We start from the raw sequence: 5,063 nt of genomic DNA, 5'->3' as shown, positions 1-5,063 counted from the left end.
AGCGCATATCAACGACAGTTTGATACTGCGTAAATCAACCATTCCTTTACGTACAAAATATAAACTCGCAAAAAAACTCCCACCACATGCTTGCAGTTTATTGGTACCCAATGCCGCTGCTGGAGGTAATCCTGCCCACATTAATGCGGGAATGGTCAGTAAGCCTCCGCCACCAGCAATCGAGTCGATAAACCCCGCAACCAGAGCAACGAAAAATAAAATAACCGCGAGTTGGAGCGTGAGTTCAAGCATGGAGAGTCTCGTTATTAGGAATAGCGTGAAGTCGGCAGACATAATATAAGGCGTTATTAGACAATCTTTATCGTCAAAATACAAAGCGTTCTGTGTAATTTATTCAGCTTTACCCAACTAATTTCAGCTTGGGCTAATAAACACTGACCAAATAACGTATTACCTATTAATAAGCTTATATTGACTCAAACAACAAATTTGAAAATCGATTTGAGAAATGGACGACAACTACTTTGCGCTTCACTTAGGCATTGTTATAGTAGCCAACCTAGTAAATATTGAGCTGAAGGTTTTATTATGATTGTTATTACCGGCGCGAGTAGTGGCTTAGGTGCTGCACTAACACAACTGTATGCGGCAGAAAATCAGCCGTTATTGGTGACAGGTCGCAGTGAGCAAAAATTAGCAGATGTAATAGCTGGCCTAACTCAGCCAGAGCAAAAAAACCTGAAAACTTACGCTGCTGACTTATGTGTGGCCGAAGATGTCAGTGCATTATTTTCGCGATTACCAGCGCCGCCAAGCAAGGTTATTCATTGTGCTGGCAGTGGTTATTTTGGCCCTATCGAACAACAAGCACCAGAAGCGATTAATCAGTTAATTCATAACAATCTCACTTCAAGCATTCTAGTGTTGCGTGAGCTTGTTAGTCGCTATCGTGATCACAACGTTACTGTCGTTGTGGTAATGTCGACCGCAGCGCAAGCAGGCAAAGCAAATGAGTCGACTTACTGTGCCGTAAAATGGGCCGTAAAGGGATTAGTTGAATCGTTACGATTAGAATTGAAAGGCAGCCCAATGAAATTGATTGCGGTGTATCCTGGAGGGATGGCAACGGACTTTTGGCAAACAAGTGGCAAAGACATTAATGCATCAAGCTTTATGACGGCAACAGAAGCCGCCACAATGCTCAAGCAAGCCTTAATAGCAACAGAACATGGTTATGTCTCCGATATCACCATTAACCGCGGTTAGCGATTATCGCCAGTGAGTGTTAACTGGCGACATCTCAACGTGTTAATGGCGCTTTGGTTGACCAATACCAACAATATATCCACCCTGCAGGGGCAAACACCAGATTCAATAACAGTGCCAACATTCCCACCTGCAGTAAGTGAGTCGTTTTACCTTTAGCAAACTTGACTGTTAAGCCAACAATCACGATGGTTAACAACAATATCGTTAGGCTAATCAGAGTCGCGTTTATATTCAATTGTGCTCCCCTTACCAAGATTAAATATCTGTCACATAATAATACCTGAATGCTCACAGATTAACCAAGCACACTCATTTGATCACCAGTAAAATATAAACCGTTTGTTTTCTTTATTCGTATTACAATGAATCAACAATATGACGTTAACGCGGCAAACAAAGAGTAAAATAATGAACAAACACTTTATGACTATCTTCATCAGTATTGCTCTAATGAGCCAGCTTTCCGCCTGTGCTGAATTAAAACAGACTGGCAAAGAAATCGGTCACACCACAAAAAAAGTGACCACCGCTATCGGTCACGGGACGCGCGATACCGTTAAAGCTATTGGACATGAGACCAAAGAAGTCATTAACGAGATAAAAGAAGACTAAACTACGTCGCTTTATATAATCAAAAAACCGTTAATGCAGGGCATTAACGGTTTTTGTTTACTTGAATCATTCAATCTTTAGTGATGACTATATTAGTGCTTACAATGCTCAGTGTGAACATGGTCATCATCTGCAAACTCATTATCGCTGGCTTGGTTTTGCATCACGCCCCAACCATCAGAAATACCGTCAAACTCTTTGGCAAAGTTATTCAACTCAGTTTCTTTAGCCACAAGCGTTGCGTATTCAGGTACCATTTGCAGGCAAACAATCACTTCCCACTTGGTGCTTTCTTCATCAAAGTTAAGCTCAAGCTCACCTTGCATGTCTTTTTGGCTTAATGCTTCTAAGGCTGACTCGGCATCACGTTGATCGTCAAACACCAAGAAGAAATCGACTTCTATTGATTGAGTAAGGTCAATACCGGCATCTGCCATTGCTGCCAACATTTGGCCATTATCATCTTCTGGGAATTGCATTTATCAATCCTTACTGTGCAGGAACAATTTCAATTGTCGCGCCATTGAACGAAACGATATCGCCAACAACACACTTTTTACGTTTACGAGTATCAACTTCACCGTTGACGGTCACTTGACCTTCGGTAATGACATGCTTTGCTTCGCCACCACCGTTCACTAGACCGAGTACTTTGAGTACTTTGTACAGTTCTACGAATTCATCACCTTGAAGTAATGCAAACGCTTGAGTTTGAGTCGTCACAATAATCGCCTTTTAATCAAAATATTCCGGCTATTATAGCCTATGCTAGTTTAGCAAGCATCAAGCATTTTGAATGGATTATTAAACGCATATGTAAACCCTAAATGATGACAAATTAACTGACCGTCGATAGTTTTATTGGGTTGTTGTTGCTGATTAAACTCTGGCGCAGTTAATCCAAGATGCTCTGCAGCAGCAACATAAAACTCCCCACGAGTAGGGTGAGCGTTTGCCGCAAGATTATAAATCGGTAAAGTATCGTTGCGAGAAAGAATTAAGCTAACAGCAGCAATACAGTCATCTAAATGTACCAGATTAACCGCAACATTGGCGCCACTGACATCGGTTTTTCCGGCAAAAAAACGTCCGGGATGCCGTTTAGGCCCTACCAAGCCTGAGAATCTTACAATGCAGCTATTTTTCATAGCGGAAAACATTGCCTCTGCTTGTAATAATGTGCCACTGGTATCATTAAAAGCTGCAGCATCTTGTTCGGTTACTGTTTGATCTAGCGAAGGATAAACCCCAGTCGTACTGATAAAAATAATTTTTTGATATTGGTGTTCACCCATCAAGGTTATTAACTGAGTTAAATAGCCTAGATAATCAGTTTCGCCTCGCCTAAGTCCCGGTGGTAAGTTAATCACGATGGCGTCTGCATCGAATAAAGACGAGTTTTTTGCATGGCTAGTCACATTGGCCAAATCTAATTGATAAGCATCAATACCGGCTTGCTGTAATTGGACTAAGTCTTCAGGGTGACGTTTTGAAGCCTTTACCTTAATACCTTGCTTAACTAATTGTGTGGCGAGCGGCAAACCGAACCAACCACATCCGATAATAGTAACTGTGTTCATGTATTCTCGATATTACGCTGTTAAATTTTAATGATCGAAGTTATTGAAATAAAAACTAATTGGGTTGTTCGCTTGTAGTGTTTTGACCGCACCATCAGTTAACTCATCTAATTTCATCACTTCTTGAACTTGCACATCTTCGTTAATTAAAAAACGAAAACTGGGTTCTCCACCACTGAGATTACAAGACCACACATGCGGCTGCTTGACGTCAGCGGTGGTCATCATCACCTTGGCAATACTATCGTCAGTCAAGCGCACAATGGTTCCTGGAGGATAAATGCCTAAAATTTTAACTAATACAGCAATTAGATTATCAGCATGTTTGCCACTATGGGTTTTAAATAAAATCCCCAAAGCTATTTGTGGAGTGCGATGTAAGTTTAACAAGGTTTCATAATCGTTAGCTAAAGATACCACTTGTGTAGTGAGTAATATTTTAGCTTCGGTTAACTGATTGGGGAATCCGCTGCCATCAATAAACTCGTGATGATGGAGTACGATATCCAACATAGCTTCAGGGAATAATCCGGTGCGGTGAAGCATGTCGTAACCAAAATTGGGGTGCATTTTTAAAAAATTAATTTCATGATCGCTTAAATCACCACGTTTTTTACGACGTATAGCATCTGGCACTTTGAGTTTGCCAATATCGTGAAATAAGCTACCTAATGCAATGTCACGAACATCTTTTTTCGACAGTACTAACGAGTGGGCAATCATCATAGAAAGTACTGCAACTGAAATACCATGTTGAGTCACACTGACATCAATTTCACCACTGCCTACGATCGTGAGTTGAGGGGTTTCACTTTCATACAAATGATCGACTAAATCTTCGACTAAGGTGGCAGCTTCTCGGTACGCCCCCTCAGGGTCGCTAACAATTTTGCCAAAAACAGTCCTACTATCGTTAACCGATTTTACAAAGCGTTGCTGGCTAATTCGCATGCTTTTTTTAGCCAATGGTCGATAATCAATTTCTTGTTCAACAACCTCTTCTGGTTGTTCAATTTCAACAGGTTCAGAAACGTGGGGCAATAAATCATGGCCTTCAATCACATAGACAAATGACACATCGAGGCCTTTGATCATCTCGATTTGCACTTGTTGCTCAAGCTTAACTTTACTGCGAAAAAAAGGATGGTTTGTCCAAGACAAAGGCAGCTTAACGGTTAACCCGATAACCATTTGCGAAACAGGTATTTGTGTTAATTCTGCTTTAGCCAAAGTATTGATCCTTTTCACATTCGCCACGTTATGGCTGAGATGACAATGTCATTTTATGCTAACATTTTAAGAATAGAGTTATGTGTTTCAAGGTCTTACATTTTAAATTTTTTGGAAACCAATAAATAATAGTGTATTTATACCAAGTCGTACATTATTTCGTATCTGGCTTAATCTCATCATCAGCTAAGGTTTCAGCTTGCATAGTGCTGTCATCCGTTGTCCAGTCGGCAAAGTAGTAATATAGTCGCTTTGATTTGAAGACATAAATAACCGACCAAAAGAGAAAAAGTGCATCAATTGAATAGCCAATTTTAAACAAATAGTCATCGTGCATCATTCGCTGGAACAAAAATAGCCCATCAATAATGAGTAATCCCCACAAAAACCAACCACTATGTCTAAACAAAG

At 40.5% G+C, this 5,063-nt stretch carries 9 protein-coding genes; 2 read left to right on the top strand and 7 right to left on the bottom strand.

The features are described from left to right. Positions 1–252: TSUP family transporter (locus tag CXF78_RS09700; RefSeq protein WP_180957102.1), on the bottom strand; the 252-nt coding region annotated here is incomplete at its 3' end. A gap of 297 nt (positions 253–549) precedes the next feature. Between CXF78_RS09700 and CXF78_RS09695 the strand changes: the two genes are divergently transcribed. After that, positions 550–1,227, top strand: coding sequence for an SDR family NAD(P)-dependent oxidoreductase (locus tag CXF78_RS09695; RefSeq protein ID WP_102036652.1), 678 nt, complete (start codon positions 550–552; stop codon positions 1,225–1,227). Positions 1,228–1,261: 34 nt separating this feature from the next. Here CXF78_RS09695 and CXF78_RS09690 read toward each other — a convergent pair whose 3' ends face one another. Next, on the bottom strand, positions 1,262–1,465 hold the full coding sequence (locus CXF78_RS09690; RefSeq protein ID WP_041413057.1) for a hypothetical protein: 204 nt from the start codon (positions 1,463–1,465) through the stop codon (positions 1,262–1,264). Positions 1,466–1,638: 173 nt separating this feature from the next. On the opposite strand from CXF78_RS09690, the gene CXF78_RS09685 reads away from it, so the two are divergent. After that, entirely contained in the window at positions 1,639–1,842 is a 204-nt protein-coding gene (locus CXF78_RS09685) for a hypothetical protein (RefSeq protein ID WP_041413059.1), read from the top strand. Between the two features lie 92 nt (positions 1,843–1,934). Here CXF78_RS09685 and CXF78_RS09680 read toward each other — a convergent pair whose 3' ends face one another. The 5 genes from CXF78_RS09680 to CXF78_RS09660 all read right to left on the bottom strand — a co-directional run. After that, a complete protein-coding gene (locus tag CXF78_RS09680) occupies positions 1,935–2,321 on the bottom strand; it encodes a ribonuclease E inhibitor RraB (protein WP_011637910.1) in 387 nt (128 codons plus the stop codon). 10 nt (positions 2,322–2,331) lie between these two features. Beyond that, positions 2,332–2,565: an RNA-binding S4 domain-containing protein gene (locus tag CXF78_RS09675; protein ID WP_011637911.1), complete on the bottom strand. Its 234-nt coding sequence runs from the start codon at positions 2,563–2,565 to the stop codon at positions 2,332–2,334. A gap of 50 nt (positions 2,566–2,615) precedes the next feature. Further along, the gene (locus CXF78_RS09670; RefSeq protein WP_102036651.1) at positions 2,616–3,422 is read right to left on the bottom strand and encodes an SDR family oxidoreductase; all 807 of its coding nucleotides are present in this window, start codon (positions 3,420–3,422) and stop codon (positions 2,616–2,618) included. A gap of 27 nt (positions 3,423–3,449) precedes the next feature. Beyond that, entirely contained in the window at positions 3,450–4,652 is a 1,203-nt protein-coding gene (locus CXF78_RS09665) for a cyclic di-GMP phosphodiesterase (protein WP_102036650.1), read from the bottom strand. Positions 4,653–4,806: 154 nt separating this feature from the next. Further along, on the bottom strand, positions 4,807–5,063 hold a 257-nt coding region (locus tag CXF78_RS09660), incomplete at its 5' end, for a DUF2919 family protein (protein WP_145991407.1).

The organism is Shewanella sp. 11B5, from assembly GCF_002836795.1.
Classification (GTDB): domain Bacteria; phylum Pseudomonadota; class Gammaproteobacteria; order Enterobacterales; family Shewanellaceae; genus Shewanella; species Shewanella frigidimarina.
This window is presented reverse-complemented; position numbering and strand designations above follow the sequence as displayed.

Bases quoted from the DNA above. Each gene is read 5' to 3' on its own strand.
- CXF78_RS09695 (WP_102036652.1), top strand. From the start codon at position 550: ATGATTGTTATTACCGGCGCGAGTAGTGGCTTAGGTGCTGCACTAACA.
- CXF78_RS09685 (WP_041413059.1), top strand. From the start codon at position 1,639: ATGAACAAACACTTTATGACTATCTTCATCAGTATTGCTCTAATGAGC.
- CXF78_RS09680 (WP_011637910.1), bottom strand. From the start codon at position 2,321: ATGCAATTCCCAGAAGATGATAATGGCCAAATGTTGGCAGCAATGGCA.
- CXF78_RS09670 (WP_102036651.1), bottom strand. From the start codon at position 3,422: ATGAACACAGTTACTATTATCGGATGTGGTTGGTTCGGTTTGCCGCTC.